This window comes from Neoaquamicrobium microcysteis (assembly GCF_008180155.1).
GTDB lineage: Bacteria > Pseudomonadota > Alphaproteobacteria > Rhizobiales > Rhizobiaceae > Aerobium > Aerobium microcysteis.
Window position 1 is genome coordinate 1 of record NZ_VSZS01000066.1, and the last position, 15,487, is coordinate 15,487.

The following is a 15,487-nucleotide window of genomic DNA, read 5'->3' on the forward strand; positions in this document are numbered from 1 at the left end:
GGATCGGTAGCGGGGCAAGCAGCGTCGGCGGTGTGCGCCCGTCGGGCATCGTTTATTACCAAAGCAGCGCTGCCGATCTGACCCGGCAGGGCGTGCACCGCCTCCCTCCGCCCATCTCGCGGGGTCAACAGCCAGACCGGCCAAGCCGGGGCGTGGCGCCGGCCCCGTGTGCCTATCCAGCCTTCACCAGCACCGCACTTTCGAACTCCAGCACCTTCGCGCCGGTCGAATCGTGCGCCTCGCAGACGATCGTCAGCAGCCGCCAGCCGGGCCGTGAGGCCAGCGCTCGATGCGCGAGCGCGCGGCGTGTGAAGGTGATCGTCTCGCCCGCATAGACCGGCTTCAGCCATTTGAGGTTCTGGAAGCCGGGCGAGGGGCCGAACTCGGGCTGCGGGCCGGGACCTGCCCATTCTCCCGTCGCGGCATCCTCGCGCTTTGCGAGGTTGTATTTCATCCACGTCGCAGCCGTGTGCCAGCCTGAAGCGCACAGCCGCCCGAAGACGCTGTGCTCGGCTTCCTTTTCGTCCATGTGGAAGCGCTGCGGATCGTACTTCGCCGCGAAGGCCTTGATCTCGTCGGCCTCGAACCGGTGCGAGCCAAGCGTGATCGTCTCGCCGAGGCGGAAATATTCGTCCAGCGTCATGCGGCCGCTCCCGTCGCGCGCTTCAGGAACATGCCGGTGTTCTGGAGTTCCAGCACTACCTCGCCGCGCTGGTTCGTCAGTTCGTGCTTCACCGTGACAAAGCCGAGATTGGGTCGGGATGAAGAGGCGCGCGTGCCGGTCACCGTGCTTGTGCCGCGCAGCGTATCGCCCGCCAGCACCGGCCTCTTCCAGCGCACATAGTCGATGCCGGGCGAGCCCTGCGAGGTGGAATCGAGCAGGAAGCCGTCGCACATCAGCCGCATGAACATGCAGCAGGTGTGCCAGCCGGAGGCTGCCAGACCGCCCAGAATACTGGCCTTGCCCGCTTCCTCGTCGAGATGCATCGGCTGGGCGTCGAACTCGCTCGCGAACTCGATGATCTCCTGCGCCGTAACATGCTTGGTGCCGAGATCGATCGTCGCGCCTTCGGCGAAATCCTCGAACGCCCACTTCTTCTCGGTCATCGGCAAATCCTGTTCAAGGTTGAACAGCCATTGTGACGGCGCCGGACTGGCTATGCAATGACCCTCGGTATCATTGCCTTGGGCCAGTCGAGGCCCTCACGTGTTGAACTTGAACAGCAGCACGTCGCCGTCCTGCACGACATATTCCTTGCCTTCGTCGCGTGCCTTGCCGGCTTCTTTGGCCGGCGTTTCGCCGCCCAGCGTCACGTAGTCGTTGAAGGCGATCGTCTGCGCCCGGATGAAGCCGCGCTCGAAGTCGGTGTGGATCACGCCTGCCGCCTGCGGCGCCTTCGCGCCCTTCTGCACGGTCCAGGCGCGGGTCTCCTTCGGGCCGGCCGTGAAGTAGGTGATGAGGCTGAGGAGGTCGTAGCCGGCGCGGATGAGGCGGTCGAGGCCCGGCTCTTCAAGGCCAAGGTCTCCGAGAAACTCCGCGGCCTCCTCGTCGGCCAGTTGCGCCACTTCCGCTTCGATGGCGGCGGAAATGACGACCGACTTCGCGCCCTGCGCCTCGGCCATTTTTGCCACGGCCTCGGTGTGCTCGTTGCCGGTCGCCGCCTCGGCCTCGGCGACGTTGCAGACATACAGCACGGGCTTGGACGTCAGCAGGTTTAGGCCTTCGAGGATTTTGAGGTCGTCGGGCGCGATGCCGTTCAGCATCATGCGAACCGGCTTGCCTTCTTGTAGCAGGGCCAACGCCTGCTCCATCACCGGCAGAAGCGTGGTGGCTTCCCTATCCTTGGTGCTTGCGCGCTTGCGCATCTGCACGATGCGGCGCTCGAGGCTTTCAAGGTCCGAAAGCATGAGCTCCGTCTCGACCGTCTCGGCGTCGGCCACCGGATTGATGCGACCCTCGACATGAGTGATGTCGTCGTCCTCGAAGCAGCGCAGCACGTGCACGATGGCGTCGACCTCGCGGATGTTGGCGAGGAACTGGTTGCCCAGCCCTTCACCCTTAGATGCGCCGCGCACGAGGCCCGCAATGTCCACGAAGGAGATACGCGTCGGGATGATCTCCTTCGACTTTGCGATATCCGCTATCTGGCGCAGCCTCGTGTCCGGCACGGCCACTTCGCCGGTGTTCGGCTCGATGGTGCAGAAGGGGTAGTTGGCGGCCTGTGCCGCAGCGGTCTTGGTCAGCGCATTGAACAGCGTCGACTTGCCGACGTTGGGAAGCCCAACGATGCCGCATTTGAAGCCCATGATGTGGTCCTATCGGGAGAAGAGATTTTGCACAGGGCTATGGGCGAAAGGGCAGACCATCGTCAACCCCCTGCGGCCTTGGTGCGGCTACGTGGCGACGCTCCAGCCGAGCCATGCGGCAAGCGCCACGACTGCCAATCCCATCAGCGCCAGGATGCCGTCCTTGGCGAGCATTGCAAGGCAGAAGAGCATCACCGCAGAGGCGATTATCGTAGCCGACATGGGCACCAGCTCGAAAATGGGCGTCACGATGGCTAGGCAGACACACACCGCAGCCCAAAACCGCTCGAGCGGCGGCGATACCAGAAACGCCAGCCTCTTGCCCGTCAGCCCATCTACGAGGCGCGCTGGCTTGGACAGAAATGAAACCGCCTTGTCGAGCCGCGTCTTTGAAATTTCGCGCTCCAGCAGAAGCCGGGGCAGCCATAGCTTGTGCCGCCCCACAACCATCTGGATTGCGATCAGAACGATCAGCAGGCCGCAGAAAGACGATACGCCGAACACCGCGCTTGCCGGCGAAATCATGATGAGAGCCGGAACCATGATAAGCGGAGGGAACGCGCCATCGCCAATCTGATCGACAATATCAGCCACCGAAACGCGCTTTTCGCCTTCGGCCGCGTCCTCGACACAGTCGAGCACGTCCTCGATCGATTCTGGCTCGCAGTTCTCTTCCATGCTGTTCGAGACGCGTGGGCAAGCCGAAGGTTCCGGCCTTGCAGCCGTCAATCGGTCTTGGAGACGCGATAGCGGCTGTGGACCGCACCGTTCGCAAGCGGTTTGGCGAAGTCCAGGTCGAGCCATCTATCGGCACCCGCGCCGCCGAATGCCGGGAGGCCCGAACCGAGGATGACCGGTATGGTGCCGATCTCGATGGTGTCCAGCAGGCCTGCATCGAGAAACTGCCGGGCGAGGTCGCCGCCGCCGAACATCCATATCCGTCCGGTCGCGCCTCGGCGGCGCAAGCTTTGCAGCAGTTCTGCGGGGCTGCCGGCCATGGCCTCGACGCCGTCGGGTGCATCGGCGATGGACCTGCTGGTGGCGACCGCGGTCGGCCAGCGGTTATAGTCCCAGCGGCCGCCCCTTCGTGCTGCGTCATAGGAACCGCGGCCCATCACGATGCCGCTCAACGAATCCAGGAACGCGTCGAAATCGTAGTCCGCATCCGCCGGAAACCGTTCCAGCCAGTCGAAGCTGCCGTCCGGGCGGGCGATGTAGCCGTCGAGGCTCATTGCGAACATGTAGATCACGTCGCTGCCGTGCATGGGAATCACTCCTTGTTGCCAAAGAGCTTTCGTAGCATGGCGGCCATCGGGCCACTGTCAGGAGCGTTGACGGCGGGCTGCTTGGGCCGCGCCTGCCGGATGTGGCTTTGCGCCTTGGGGGCCGGTTTCGCAGGCTTCGGTGTTTCCGTGCCCTGCACGGCGAGGCTGGTCTTGTTCATGAAGCCGTTGTCGTCGCCGGCCACGAGCATGGCTGCGTTTTCGGCTATGGCGTCCAGCAGCGGGTCCAACCACTCGCGGTCGGCCTTGGCAAAATCGCCCAGCACGTGGTGCGTCACCATCTCCTTGATGCCGGGATGGCCGATGCCGATGCGCACGCGGCGGTATTCCTTGCCGCAATGGGCGTCGATCGAGCGGATGCCGTTATGGCCGCCTGCGCCTCCGGCGGTCTTGATACGCACCTTGCCGGCAGCGAGATCCAGCTCGTCGTAAAGCACTGTGAGATCGGCTGGCGTCAGCTTGTGGAAGCGCATGGCCTCGCCGACCGACTGGCCGGAGAGATTCATGAACGTCTGCGGCTTGATGAGCAGCACTTTTTCACCGCCGAGCCTGCCTTCGCAGATCAGCCCCTGGAACTTCTTCGACCAGGGCGAAAAGGAATGGCGGCGGGCTATCGCGTCCGCCGCCATGAAGCCGACATTGTGCCGGTTGTTCTCGTATTTCGAGCCGGGGTTGCCCAGACCAACGATGAGCTGCATCCGTGCGCTCCCCGGTTAAGCGACTATTCCTCGTCGCCCTCTTCTTCCGTCGTCTCGGTGGTCGCTTCCTCGGACTCTTCGGCCTCGGACTTGAGGACGGCCGGTGCGGCGATCGTGGCGATGGTGAAGTCGCGGTCGGTGATCGTTGGCTTCACATCCTTCGGCAGCTTGACGGCCGAGATGTGGATAGAATCGCCGATGTCCGTGCCGGCGAGATCGACCTCGATGAAGTCGGGGATCTCGTTGGCGGGCACATGCGCTTCGATGTCGTGGCGCACGATGTTCAGCACGCCGCCGCGCTTGATGCCGGCCGACTTCTCGTCATTGATGAAGTGAACCGGGATGTTCACCGTGACGACCGTGTTCTTGCTGACGCGCAGAAAGTCGACGTGTACGGGGAAGTCGCGGACCGGATCGAGCTGGTAGTCCTTGGGCAGAACCTGATGCTTCTTACCGTCCACATCGATCGTGGCGATGGTGGTCATGAAACCGCCGCCGTGGATCTTGTAGTACAGGTCCTTGTAGTTCAGGGCGATGGCAAGCGGGGTCTGCTTGTCGCCGTAAATGACTGCTGGCACCTTGCCGTTGCGACGAAGTTCACGGGCGGACCCCTTACCGACCGTTTCGCGCGCCTCGGCCTTGAGCTCGTAAGACTGGCTCATGGCATTTCCTTTCGTTTCATAGCTGGAGCGTTTGCGAGCCTGAGCCCCCAAACGTCGAAAGCGGCATACACCGGAGCATGATCTTTTCCGAAAACCGGCGAACCACTTTTCGGGATCATGCGTCGGGACAGCCGCTCCCATCCGCGTTGCCTCCAAGGGTGTCTACGCGGGTGGCGGTCCTATAGCGGAAGAGGTGGCTGCGTGCAAGCGCGCAGCCCTTTGCGACTAGCGGCCCTGCAGGACGCGCACCACCGCTGGCGTGAGCTGGCCGCGTGCGCCGGAATTGATGTCGCCGCGCGTCAGCCGGCCGGACGTGATGCCGTTGGTTATGCGCTGGCAGTAGGTGCGTGGAGCATTGCGAACCGACGTGTTCATCACTGTCGCCATCGCCTGCCGCTGGTTCAGCGGCTTCGCGCGGATGTTCGTGACGCAGTTGTTGACGAACTGGGTGCGAAGCCCCGGGCTCCCGCGCAACGCCTCGCGGCTGGCATCGTAATTCGTCTGCGTTACGCAGCCCGACAGCATCAACGCCGCGGCCGCAGCCAACGCCGGCTTCATCAAAGACATGGCTTCCCTCCAGAATGCATGCCCCGCCCGGAGCCGATCTTTCCGATAATCTTCAAGGTTGCAATAGGGTGCAACCTTGAATGGTTGTCGAATCCACAACGCAGGAAGTCAGATTTTCGCACGCAGTTCGCGTGCGCCGGGCAGGAATATCGTCAGCAGGCCGAGGAAGGGCAGATAGGAACAGACCAGAAATACCCATTCGATGCCGCGCAGGTCTGCCAGCACGCCAAGCACGGCCGCGGCGATGCCGCCCATGCCGAAGGCGAAGCCGAAGAAGATGCCCGCGATCATGCCTACGCGGCCGGGCACCAGCTCCTGCGCGAACACCACGATGGCCGGAAAGGCCGACGCGATGATGACGCCGATGATGAAGGACAGCACGCCGCTCCAGAACAGATCCGCGTAGGGCAGGGCCAGCGTGAAGGGCAGTACGCCCAGGATCGAGAACCAGATGACGGTGCGCGAGCCGAAGCGGTCGCCCACCGGCCCGCCCATCACAGTGCCCAGCGCCATCGCGCCGAGGAACAGGAACAGCATCATCTGCGATTGCTGGACGGTGACGTCGAACCTCTCGATCAGGAAGAAGGTGTAATAGCTGGTGATGCTGGCCGTGTAGATGTTCTTGGTGAAGACCAGCAGAGCCAGAACCACGAGCGCGATGATAATGCGGCGGCGTGGCAGCGGCAGCGTCGTGCTTGCAGGCGGCCGTCCGGCATTGGCCGCATGGTAGCGGCCGTACCAGTTGCCCACCTGCTTCAGGATGACGATGCCCAGAAGCGCCAGCACCGAAAACCACGCGACGCTCGTCTGGCCGCGCGGCACGACGATGAAGGCGGCCAGCAGCGGGCCGATGGCGGTGCCGAAATTGCCGCCTACCTGAAACAGCGATTGCGCCAGCCCGTAGCGCCCGCCCGACGCCATGCGCGCGACGCGCGACGCTTCGGGGTGGAAGATCGCCGATCCGATGCCGATCATGCCTGCGCCCAGCAACAGCAGCGGATAGCTGGACGCGAAGGCCAGCAGCAGCAGGCCGCACATGCTCGACGCCATGCCCACCGGCAGAGACTGGGGCATGGGGCGCTTGTCGGTGTAGAGCCCGATGGCGGGTTGCAGCAGCGAGGCGGTGACCTGGAAGGTCAGCGTCAGGAGGCCGATCTGCCAGAAGGCGAGCGCGTAATCTTCCTTCAGCATCGGATAGATCGCCGCCAGCAGCGACTGCAGCACGTCGTTGAGGAGGTGGCACAGGCTCACCGCCAGTATGACGGGGAAGACGGTGCTTTCGGCAATGGGGCGTACCGGGCCCGCGGTCGTGTCGGCCAAGATAGGCATCCTGATTGTACGGCAGGCTGCATAGACCCATTGCAGGCGGCGTCCTTCGTGGTTTGGTCGAATAGTTTCGCGAGTGGGCCAACCTGTCGAGAGCTTGATGCAACGCAGACACTTCGGCGCCGCGCCGCTGATGCCCGACGATCTCCAGAGTCGGCTCGACTGGATCGAGGCGGCGCCGGGGCAGGTGGTGGCGGCGGCGAGCGACTTTCCGGATGGCCACATGGTGGAGCCGCACCGCCACGGCAGGGCGCAACTCATGCATGCGCTGTCTGGGGTGGTGATGGTTTCGACGGCACAGGGCCGCTGGATGGTCCCCCCCGACCACGCGATGTGGATACCTGCGGGCGTCGAGCATTGGGTAGAGATGCTGGGGCTGGTGAGGATGCGCTCGGCCTATGTCGCGCCCGGAGCCGCTCCCGGCCTGCCGGAAGGATTGCGCGTGCTGGCGATGAGCGAACTCATGCACAGCCTGATCGTGGAAGCGGTGCAGATACGCGCGGCCGACGGCACGGATGCCAGGGCGAGCGCGCTGATGCAGCTTATCCTGCTGGAAATCCCCCGCCTTGAGGAACGCCCGTTTGCGCTGCCCTTTCCGGCCGATGCACGGCTCGCAAGGCTGTGCCGCCGTTTCCTGACAGCCCCGACACCGCATGTCGCCATCGACGAATGGGCAAACGAAGCGGGTATGAGCAGGCGCAGCTTTACCCGCGCCTTCCTGCGCGAGACGGGCCTGAGCCTTTCCGTCTGGCGACGGCAGGCGACGCTTTTTGCCGCCCTGCCGCGGCTGGCGGAGGGAGCGGCTGTGACTCAGGTGGCGCTTGACCTCGGCTACGACAGCGCGCCTGCCTTCACGACCATGTTCCGCCGTATGCTCGGCGCTTCGCCGCGCAGCTATATCAGCCAGACGGTACAGGATTGAGTCGGGACTTTGTCATGGCGCTGTCGCGTAGGTCGCGGTAGGGGACGTCCATGGATCAAAGCAACATTGCACACGAACCCGTCCAGCCAGACATGGCCGAGCTTTTCCGCGTCTTCGGCAAAATCGGGCTGCTGTCGTTCGGTGGGCCTGCCGGCCAGATCGCGCTGATGCACCGCATCCTCGTCGATGAGAAGCGCTGGCTCGACGAGCCGCGTTTCCTCCACGCCCTCAACTACTGCATGCTCCTGCCGGGGCCGGAGGCGATGCAGCTTGCGACCTATGCCGGCTGGCTGCTCCGCGGCGTCAAAGGCGGGCTCATTGCCGGCCTGCTGTTCGTGCTGCCGGGTGCGGCAGTGCTGATGGCGCTGTCCACGGTCTATCTGCTCGCTGGCGAGGTGACGATCGTGCAGGGTCTGCTCTTCGGCCTCAAGGCAGCCGTGTTGGCTGTCGTGGTGGAGGCGTTGGCCAAGGTGTCGAAACGGGCGCTGAAGAACCAGTGGATGGTCGCGCTGGCGATCCTCGCCTTCGTCTCGATCGCCTTCCTGCAGCTGCCGTTTCCGGTCATCGTGCTGGGAGCGGCCGTCATCGGCGCGCTTGGCCATGTCCTTGCCAATGGCGACGGCAAGGCTGTCGGCGCGCCTGCACCGGAGCTGCCATTGCCGGAATGGGCCCAGCCTTCGTGGGGGCGCTTCATGCGCACCAGCGCCATCTGGCTCGCCGTGTGGCTGGTGCCGCTGTTCCTGCTCCACGCGATCCTCGGCGGCAATCACGTCTTTTCGCAGGAAGCGAACTTCTTCTCCATCATGGCGGCGGTCACCTTCGGCGGGGCCTATGCGGTGCTCGCCTGGGTCGCGCAGCAGGCGGTCGAGGTCTATGGCTGGCTGCGCCCGGACGAGATGCTGACGGGCCTCGGCCTGGCCGAAACCACCCCCGGCCCGCTGATCCTCGTGCTCGCCTTCGTCGGCTTCCTCGGCGGCGCGCGGCTATCGGGGCTCGATCCGGTTCTGGGCGGGCTGGGCGGTGGGCTGGTGGCGCTATGGTTCACCTTCGCGCCGTGCTTCCTGTGGATTTTCGCCGGCGCGCCCTATGTGGAGACCGTTCGCAACGTGCGTTGGCTGTCAACGGCATTGGCCGCAGTCACAGCCGCCGTCGTCGGCGTCATCGCCAATCTGGCGCTTTGGTTCGGGCTGCACGTGCTGTTCGCCGACATCGAGGAGGTCGCGGTGGGGCCGGCACTCCTGATGGTGCCCGACCTTTCGAGCATCGACCTTGCCGCGGCGCTGATCGCGCTTGCCGCCGGCATCGCGTTGCTGCGCCTGCACGTCAACATGATCGCCGTGCTTGCGGCGGCCGCTCTGGTGGGCATGGTTTGGGTTCTGGCGGCCTGACCGCCGCCTGCTAAGACGCTAGTCGAACAGGCTGGAGACGGATTCTTCGCTGGCCGTGCGCGAGATCGCCTCGCCGATCAGGTCGGCGATGGAAACGACGCGGATGTTGTGCGCGGCCTCTACAGCCGAGGTCGGCTGGATTGAATCGGTAATCACAAGCTCCTTGAGCTTGGACGAGGTGATGCGGGTGACGGCGCCGCCCGAAAGCACGCCGTGGGTGATGTAAGCCGTCACGCTGGTCGCGCCGTTGGCCAGCAGCGCGTCGGCCGCGTTGCACAGCGTGCCGCCCGAATCCACGATATCGTCGATCAGCAGGCAGTCCTTGCCGCGCACGTCGCCGATGATGTTCATGACCTCGGATTCGCCCGGTTTCTCGCGGCGCTTGTCGACGATTGCCAGCAGTGCATCCAGCCGCTTAGCGAGCGCGCGGGCGCGCACCACGCCGCCCACGTCGGGCGACACTACCATGACGTTCGGCAGTTCGTAGTTCTTCTTCACGTCGCGCGCCATCACAGGCACGGCAAAGAGGTTGTCGGTAGGAATGTCGAAGAAGCCCTGGATCTGGCCGGCATGCAGGTCCAACGTCAGCACGCGGTCCGCGCCCGCCTGCGTGACAAGGTTCGCCACCAGCTTGGCCGAGATGGGCGTGCGGCCGGAGGCGCGGCGATCCTGCCTTGCATAGCCGAAATACGGTATCACCGCCGTGATGCGCCGGGCCGAGGAGCGACGGAAGGCGTCGATCATGATCAGCAGTTCCATCAGGTGGTCGTTTGCGGGGTAGGAGGTGGACTGAAGGACGAAGACGTCCTCGCCGCGCACGTTCTCCTGTATCTCGACGAAGATTTCCTGATCGGCGAACCGGCGTACCGTCGCCTTGCCGATCTGGATGTTGAGATATCGGGAGACGGCTTCGGCCAGCACCCGGTTGGAGTTGCCCGCAAAGAGTTTCATGGAGTTTCCCCGGCGAAGGATATGAGCGGGCTTTTAGCGGTGTGAGTTCTTATTGCAAGCGCGAAGGCAGCTTTTGCCGCTTCAACCCAAAGAAACCGACTCCCGCCGCACCGTCACCCGGGCCGCCCGGCAAGCCATGTGGCGAGATCGTCCACCGTGCGGTCGGCTATGGTTTCCATGGTGGACGGGTCGACGGAGGGCCATCCCTCGCCGCCGCGAGACGGTGCGCTGGCCTGCCCCTGTATGCGGTGAACGCGGGTTCCGGCCGGGTCCATCACGTCCCAGACATAGATCACGGTGGTCTGGCCATCATCCGAGAAGGCCGAGAAGTAACCCTTCATCACGTGTGTGGCCGAGCTTTCGCCTGCGCCCACAAGCGTGATGCCGCGCGCGCTGGCGCGTGTGGAAAGCCGCGCGGCGAGCGGTGTCGAGGCCTCGCCCGAAGCGCCTACCACCGGTGCGAATTGCACCCGCGCATCGGTGTTGATCGCCGCGACGGTCGCAGGCGGCTGGCTTGCCGTTGCAGCGGGCGGCTGCGCGGCCGGCTGTTCGATCGGCAGTTGGGTCTGTGTTTGCGGCGGCGGGGTGGGCGTGTCGGTGCTGACGAGCGCGGACGGTTCCAGAACATCCTGCGTGCTGGTGCAGGCGGCCAGCGCGGCGGCAGCGCCGAGCAGCATCGCCGTAAGGGCGGAGCGTCTCATCCCAAGGGTCCTCCTGCGCACGCCAAACGGGACGGCCCTTTCAAGGCCAGCCGCTACGCGCACCGGTTGTCGTCCCTCCATAATGGAGTCACCGGACGATCAAGTCGAGATCATGGCGAGAAAGAGGCTTGGGATCGTTTTCCGTCGTAAGGTAGGTGCGGCCCAGCGTCATCGCCGTCTCGCTGTCGGAATCCATGATAATCATGTGCGCGAAAAGCGTCATGTCCGGCGCGATGGGCTCCGGGTTGCCGGCGTAGAACATCGGCATGTCCATCCACGACGGCGTGAAGCGCGCGCCTACAGAATAGCCGCAGGCATTCAGCCTGTGGCGCGTCAGCCCATGGGCTTCCATCACACGGGCGTGTGCGTCGAACACGTCGCCGAAGGTCTTGCCCGGCACCATCGCCTTCTCCACCGCTATCAGCGCGTCGCGTGCAGCATCGAAAAGCTCCTGATGCCGCTTCGAAACCTTGCCCGTCAGCACCGTGCGCATCATCGGCGCGTGGTAGTGGTGGAACACGCCGGCCCATTCGAGCGTGAGCTGGTCGTTCTTGTTGAGCTTGCGGCGGCCGGCCTTGTAGCGGCACAGCAGCGCGTCGGCGCCCGAGCCGATGATGAACTCGTTGGCCGGATAGTCGCCGCCGCCGGCAAAGACGGCCGCCTGCATCGCCGCCAGGATCGCGCCTTCGTCGCCCCCCTGCTTGACGAGTGGAAGGGCGGCGTCGAGCGCGTCGTCGGAGAGGGCTGCGGCCTTCTGTGCCTTGGTGATCTCGGCAGCGCTCTTCAGCAGGCGCAGGCGGCTGACGATGTCTGAGGCGTCTTCCGTGGTGCCGAAGGTCTTGAGTTCCTCGTCCAGCAACCGGCCGTTCTTCGCCGTCAGCCCGTGGGTGTCGTATTCCACGCCGATGCGGCAGCCCAAGAGGTCGAGGTCGTTGAGCAGATTGCGCAACTCGGCAGCCGGGTTGGCGCCGTCACGGTCGGTCCACACGACTATGTTGTCGAGGATCGATGTGTGGCGAGCCTGGCGCAGGTCGGCCGACCGCGTCATCAGCACCATCGAGCCGTCCGCCTTCACCACGAGGCACTGGAAGAAGCAGAAGCCGAACGTGTCGTATCCGGTCAGCCAATACATGCTCTCCTGCGCAAACAGCAGCATCGCATCGAGCTTGCGCTCGGCCATCTCGATGACGAGACGGTCGCGTCTGGCGTCAAACTCGGTCTTTTCAAAATGCAGCGCCATCAGCGGTCCTCCAGAACGATCGCCGAAACCTGGCGTCCATAGTCGGGCTCCCTGCGGTGCGTTGCGCGCCGGTAGGAGAAGAAACTGTCCTCGTCCGCGTAGGTGCAGCGACCAATCATCCCGGCCGATACACCCGCCCGTGCCAGCCTGTCGACCGTGTAGCGGTTGAGATCGAACATCGCGTGCCCCGCATTGGCGGACGCGGCGAAATAGGCGTCGTTGGCGGCATCGGCTTCGATGAACCGCGCGACGAATTCCGGCCCGACCTCGTAGTTGTCGGGCCCGATCGATGGACCGAGCACGGCTACGATGCGCTCGCGCCTGGCCCCGAGTTCCTCCATCGCGTCGACGGTCGCTTCCAGAACGCCCGTCAGCGCGCCCTTCCAGCCTGCGTGCGCGGCGCCGATGACGCCCGCCTGCGCGTCGGCATAGAGCACAGGGCCGCAATCTGCGGCCAGAACGCCGAGGGCGATGCCGGGACGATCCGTGACCATCGCGTCGGCCTTCGGTCGCGGCGAGGAAAACGGCTCGCGCACGATCAGCGCGTCTGCAGAGTGGACCTGATAGAGCGTGACGAGGGCCGCAGGCTTCACGCCCATCCAGGAGGCGACGCGGGCGCGATTCTCCGCTACGCGGTCGCTGTCGTCCTGCGATCCGACGCCGACATTGAGCCCTTTGTAGATGCCGTCCGACACGCCGCCGGCACGCGTGAAGAACCCGTGCCTGATGCCCTTTTCGGCGAATCTGTCCAGCACCGGAGACCGGATCGGGTCCGGTCGAACTGTTTCAAGCATGCGCCGCCTTTGTTCCTTCCGGCCGCTCTTCCCGCACCCTTGGATGTCGTTCTCGCGGCGGCCGATTTGCGCGCGGATCGTGGGACAGGGGAGGGGGAAAAGTCAATCCGCTGTCTCGAACGGTGGCAGCGACACGCCCTGCGGCGCTATCATCAGCACCTTGAACAGCGAGCCCATCGCGTCCGGCCCCGCAAGCCGTTCCGCCTCGGTTTGAAGGCGCTTCCGGGTCGCTTCATCGGCCCTTTCGCCAAGTGCCCCGGCGCGCTCCAGCAGTCCCATGCCCAGCAGAAACTGGCCCTGCGTCATCATGCGCGCGCTCAGCCCGTGCGTGCGCGCAACCTCGGCAAGCGCCGCGAAATCCACATGCGAGGTCAGGTCTGCCGCGCCGGGATTTGCCAGCACCTCGTCGAACGCGTGAGCGCGGACGGCCTGAAGCGTATCGCCGAGGCCCGGCTGCACGTGGCCGTAGTCGATGAACAGGCCCGCCCCGCCGTGGCGGGCGATCCGCGCGGCAATCTCATCCATCAACGCCTCCCGGGCGGGCGCTGCCTCGAAGATCGCGCCGTCGGGAGCCTCGTTCGCGGCGCGTGGCAGCAGCGCTGGGTCGATGCCGGCAGCGCCGACGCCAAAGGTCAACTCGCCCGCCTCGTCCAGCGCCACCATGCGCTCGCACCAACCCAGCGGCGTCTTGACGAACTGGCGGACGGGCAGGGCGTCGAAGAGCTCGTTGCCGACAATGACCAGCGGCAGCGACGGCAGGCTGGCGATGTCGGCAAACCATGTGGGTTTCGCCCTGCCGCTCGCGAGCTTCGCCTTCTGGATTTCAACCAGTCGCGGGCTCGCCTCGACCATGGCAACGCGCGCCAGCGTGACGAAGGAAGGGTCCAGCCTGCCAAGCGTCCGCAGCATGTCCGCCATCAGCGTGCCGCGGCCGGGGCCGATCTCGGCCAGAACCGATGGAACCGGTTTGCCCAGCGCCGCCCACGCAGACCAGGCCCATACCGCCAGCAACTCGCCGAACATCTGGCTGATTTCGGGCGCGGTGGTGAAGTCGCCCGCCGCACCGAACGGTTCGCGTGTGGTGTAGTAGCCGGCGTCGGGGTCGAACAGGCATGTCGCCATATAGTCCGCGACCGTGATGGGGCCTGACGCCGCGATGAGCCGCGCGAGGCGATCCTTCAGCGCGGTCATCGGGTGGCTTCGGCCGCCCTTTTGGCCCGCAGCATCGCCCATACGCCCAGCAGCACCATCGGCAGCGAGAGAACCATGCCGGTGGTGAGCCAGCCGCCGGCCAGATAGCCGATATGCGCGTCGGGCTCGCGGAAGAACTCCACGAAGATGCGCGCGGCGCCGTACCACGCCACCATCGCGCCTGCCACGAATCCGGGTTGCTTCAGCTTGAACCCCGAATGGGTCAGCAGCCGCAGGACGATGAAAAGCGCCAGCCCCTCGAGCAGCGCCTCGTAAAGCTGGCTCGGGTGGCGCGGCTCGGGCCCGCCATTGGGGAACACGAAGGCCCACGGGACGTCGGTCGGCCTCCCCCACAGCTCGGAATTGATGAAGTTCGTCACCCGCACCAGCCCGAAGCCGACGGGGGCGCTTGCGGCGATCACGTCGAACAGGCTCCACGGGCTGAAGCCTCGCCTCCGCGCAAACAGGATCATCGCGATGGTGACGCCTGCAAGCCCGCCGTGGAACGACATGCCGCCCTGCCACACGGCGAGTATCTCCGCCGGTCGCTCGATATAGCGCGCGAGATCGTAGAACAGGATGTAGCCGATGCGGCCGCCCAAGACGACGCCGGCCGCCGCCCACAGCAGGAAGTCGTCGATGTCTTCATGCGTCATCGGCGCGCTTCCGCCCGCCCACAGCCTGTCGTTGGAAATCAGCCTTCTGGAATACCACCACGCGAACAGGATGCCGATCACGTAGCCCAGCCCGTACCAGTGGATCGCCAGTGGTCCGATCTGGACGATCACCGGGTCGATCTGGGGGAAGGGCAGGGCGGCCAGCGGCAGGAGAAGTTCGGTCACGTCTGGCGTCCCGGTGCCGGTTTCGTTGGCGACCATATGAGCGCAGGGCAAGGCGAGGTCAAGAAGGCAGGCCGCGACGCCCTGCGCCTTGCATTCGTCCGCGGCCCCCACTACTTCCATATCCGGAAACGAGAGTGAGGCGCTGCCATGTCGACCGGACCCAACCGCATCCTGGACGAGTTCGCAAAGCTGATGACCGATGCCGCCGGCGCGGCGCAGGGCGTTCGCCGTGAGGTCGAGACGGCCTTCCGCGGGCAGGCCGAACGCATCCTCAATTCAATGGATATCGTGCAGCGCGAGGAGTTCGAGGCCGTCCGCGAGATGGCGCTCAAGGCGCGGGCCGAAAACGAAAAGCTCTCGGCGCGCATTGCGGAGCTTGAAGAAAAGCTTGGCCTCGGCGGCTCCGGCGAAGCGGAGAAGGCTTCTCCCAGGGCCCGTACGAAAAAAACTTAGTAAATTTCCGCTTAACTTTTCCACATGGCGCCGTCGCGAAAAACGCTTGTGCGAGAGTCGCTTAGACTCTGCCATTGAATCTGCTTGTGAATCTCTATCCACACCGCATGTGGGTCTGTCCCCAAAAAGGGGCTGTTCACGCGACTCTGCATCAATACACTG

At 64.9% G+C, this 15,487-nt stretch carries 18 protein-coding genes; 3 read left to right on the forward strand and 15 right to left on the reverse strand.

All coding sequences use genetic code 11. From position 1 onward, the window contains the following. Positions 1-172: 172 nt before the first annotated feature. The 9 genes from FY036_RS17095 to FY036_RS17135 all read right to left on the reverse strand — a co-directional run bounded on the left by FY036_RS17095 (position 173) and on the right by FY036_RS17135 (position 6,846). Positions 173-643, reverse strand: a complete 471-nt coding sequence (locus FY036_RS17095; protein ID WP_148915973.1) for a MaoC family dehydratase — start codon at positions 641-643, stop codon at positions 173-175. Beyond that, entirely contained in the window at positions 640-1,107 is a 468-nt protein-coding gene (locus FY036_RS17100; protein WP_148915974.1) for a MaoC family dehydratase, read from the reverse strand. Before FY036_RS17100 ends, FY036_RS17095 begins: the two co-directional genes overlap by 4 nt. 96 nt (positions 1,108-1,203) lie before the next feature. Continuing rightward, positions 1,204-2,307 carry a redox-regulated ATPase YchF gene (ychF, locus tag FY036_RS17105; protein ID WP_148915975.1) on the reverse strand — a complete coding sequence of 368 codons (1,104 nt, stop codon included), beginning with the start codon at positions 2,305-2,307 and terminating at the stop codon, positions 1,204-1,206. 87 nt (positions 2,308-2,394) lie between these two features. Next, on the reverse strand, positions 2,395-2,985 hold the full coding sequence (locus FY036_RS17110) for an exopolysaccharide biosynthesis protein (RefSeq protein ID WP_161601157.1): 591 nt from the start codon (positions 2,983-2,985) through the stop codon (positions 2,395-2,397). 47 nt (positions 2,986-3,032) lie between these two features. After that, the gene (locus FY036_RS17115) at positions 3,033-3,572 is read right to left on the reverse strand and encodes a dihydrofolate reductase family protein (RefSeq protein WP_148915977.1); all 540 of its coding nucleotides are present in this window, start codon (positions 3,570-3,572) and stop codon (positions 3,033-3,035) included. Between the two features lie 5 nt (positions 3,573-3,577). Then, on the reverse strand, positions 3,578-4,288 hold the full coding sequence (pth, locus tag FY036_RS17120) for an aminoacyl-tRNA hydrolase (RefSeq protein ID WP_148915978.1): 711 nt from the start codon (positions 4,286-4,288) through the stop codon (positions 3,578-3,580). Between the two features lie 23 nt (positions 4,289-4,311). Further along, positions 4,312-4,950 (reverse strand): 50S ribosomal protein L25/general stress protein Ctc, encoded by a 639-nt coding sequence (locus FY036_RS17125; protein WP_148915979.1) that lies wholly within the window; start codon positions 4,948-4,950, stop codon positions 4,312-4,314. 225 nt (positions 4,951-5,175) lie between these two features. After that, positions 5,176-5,517, reverse strand: coding sequence for a hypothetical protein (locus FY036_RS17130; RefSeq protein ID WP_148915980.1), 342 nt, complete (start codon positions 5,515-5,517; stop codon positions 5,176-5,178). A gap of 108 nt (positions 5,518-5,625) precedes the next feature. After that, positions 5,626-6,846, reverse strand: a complete 1,221-nt coding sequence (locus FY036_RS17135) for an MFS transporter (RefSeq protein ID WP_148915981.1) — start codon at positions 6,844-6,846, stop codon at positions 5,626-5,628. 97 nt (positions 6,847-6,943) lie between these two features. Here FY036_RS17135 and FY036_RS17140 point away from each other — a divergent pair, with 97 nt between their 5' ends. Together FY036_RS17140 and chrA are read left to right on the forward strand one after the other, a co-directional pair. After that, complete coding sequence (locus FY036_RS17140; RefSeq protein ID WP_148915982.1) at positions 6,944-7,765, forward strand: AraC family transcriptional regulator; 822 nt, start codon at positions 6,944-6,946, stop codon at positions 7,763-7,765. Between the two features lie 50 nt (positions 7,766-7,815). Beyond that, positions 7,816-9,153, forward strand: coding sequence for a chromate efflux transporter (gene chrA, locus FY036_RS17145; protein WP_148915983.1), 1,338 nt, complete (start codon positions 7,816-7,818; stop codon positions 9,151-9,153). 18 nt (positions 9,154-9,171) lie between these two features. On the opposite strand, the gene FY036_RS17150 is transcribed toward chrA, so the two are convergent. From FY036_RS17150 to lgt, 6 genes are all read right to left on the reverse strand, one after another. After that, positions 9,172-10,104: a ribose-phosphate pyrophosphokinase gene (locus tag FY036_RS17150; protein WP_148915984.1), complete on the reverse strand. Its 933-nt coding sequence runs from the start codon at positions 10,102-10,104 to the stop codon at positions 9,172-9,174. A 113-nt stretch (positions 10,105-10,217) separates the two neighbouring features. Continuing rightward, positions 10,218-10,805 carry a hypothetical protein gene (locus FY036_RS17155; RefSeq protein ID WP_148915985.1) on the reverse strand — a complete coding sequence of 196 codons (588 nt, stop codon included), beginning with the start codon at positions 10,803-10,805 and terminating at the stop codon, positions 10,218-10,220. Between the two features lie 88 nt (positions 10,806-10,893). Beyond that, complete coding sequence (locus tag FY036_RS17160; protein ID WP_148915986.1) at positions 10,894-12,045, reverse strand: M24 family metallopeptidase; 1,152 nt, start codon at positions 12,043-12,045, stop codon at positions 10,894-10,896. Then, a complete protein-coding gene (gene pgeF / locus FY036_RS17165; protein ID WP_148915987.1) occupies positions 12,045-12,839 on the reverse strand; it encodes a peptidoglycan editing factor PgeF in 795 nt (264 codons plus the stop codon). The genes FY036_RS17160 and pgeF overlap by 1 nt, the downstream gene beginning before the upstream one ends. A gap of 102 nt (positions 12,840-12,941) precedes the next feature. Beyond that, positions 12,942-14,030 carry a class I SAM-dependent methyltransferase gene (locus FY036_RS17170; RefSeq protein ID WP_148915988.1) on the reverse strand — a complete coding sequence of 363 codons (1,089 nt, stop codon included), beginning with the start codon at positions 14,028-14,030 and terminating at the stop codon, positions 12,942-12,944. Next, positions 14,027-14,872, reverse strand: a complete 846-nt coding sequence (gene lgt, locus FY036_RS17175) for a prolipoprotein diacylglyceryl transferase (protein WP_148915989.1) — start codon at positions 14,870-14,872, stop codon at positions 14,027-14,029. Before lgt ends, FY036_RS17170 begins: the two co-directional genes overlap by 4 nt. Positions 14,873-15,019: 147 nt before the next feature. Here lgt and FY036_RS17180 point away from each other — a divergent pair, with 147 nt between their 5' ends. Then, complete coding sequence (locus tag FY036_RS17180) at positions 15,020-15,325, forward strand: accessory factor UbiK family protein (protein ID WP_148915990.1); 306 nt, start codon at positions 15,020-15,022, stop codon at positions 15,323-15,325. Positions 15,326-15,487 lie beyond the last annotated feature (162 nt).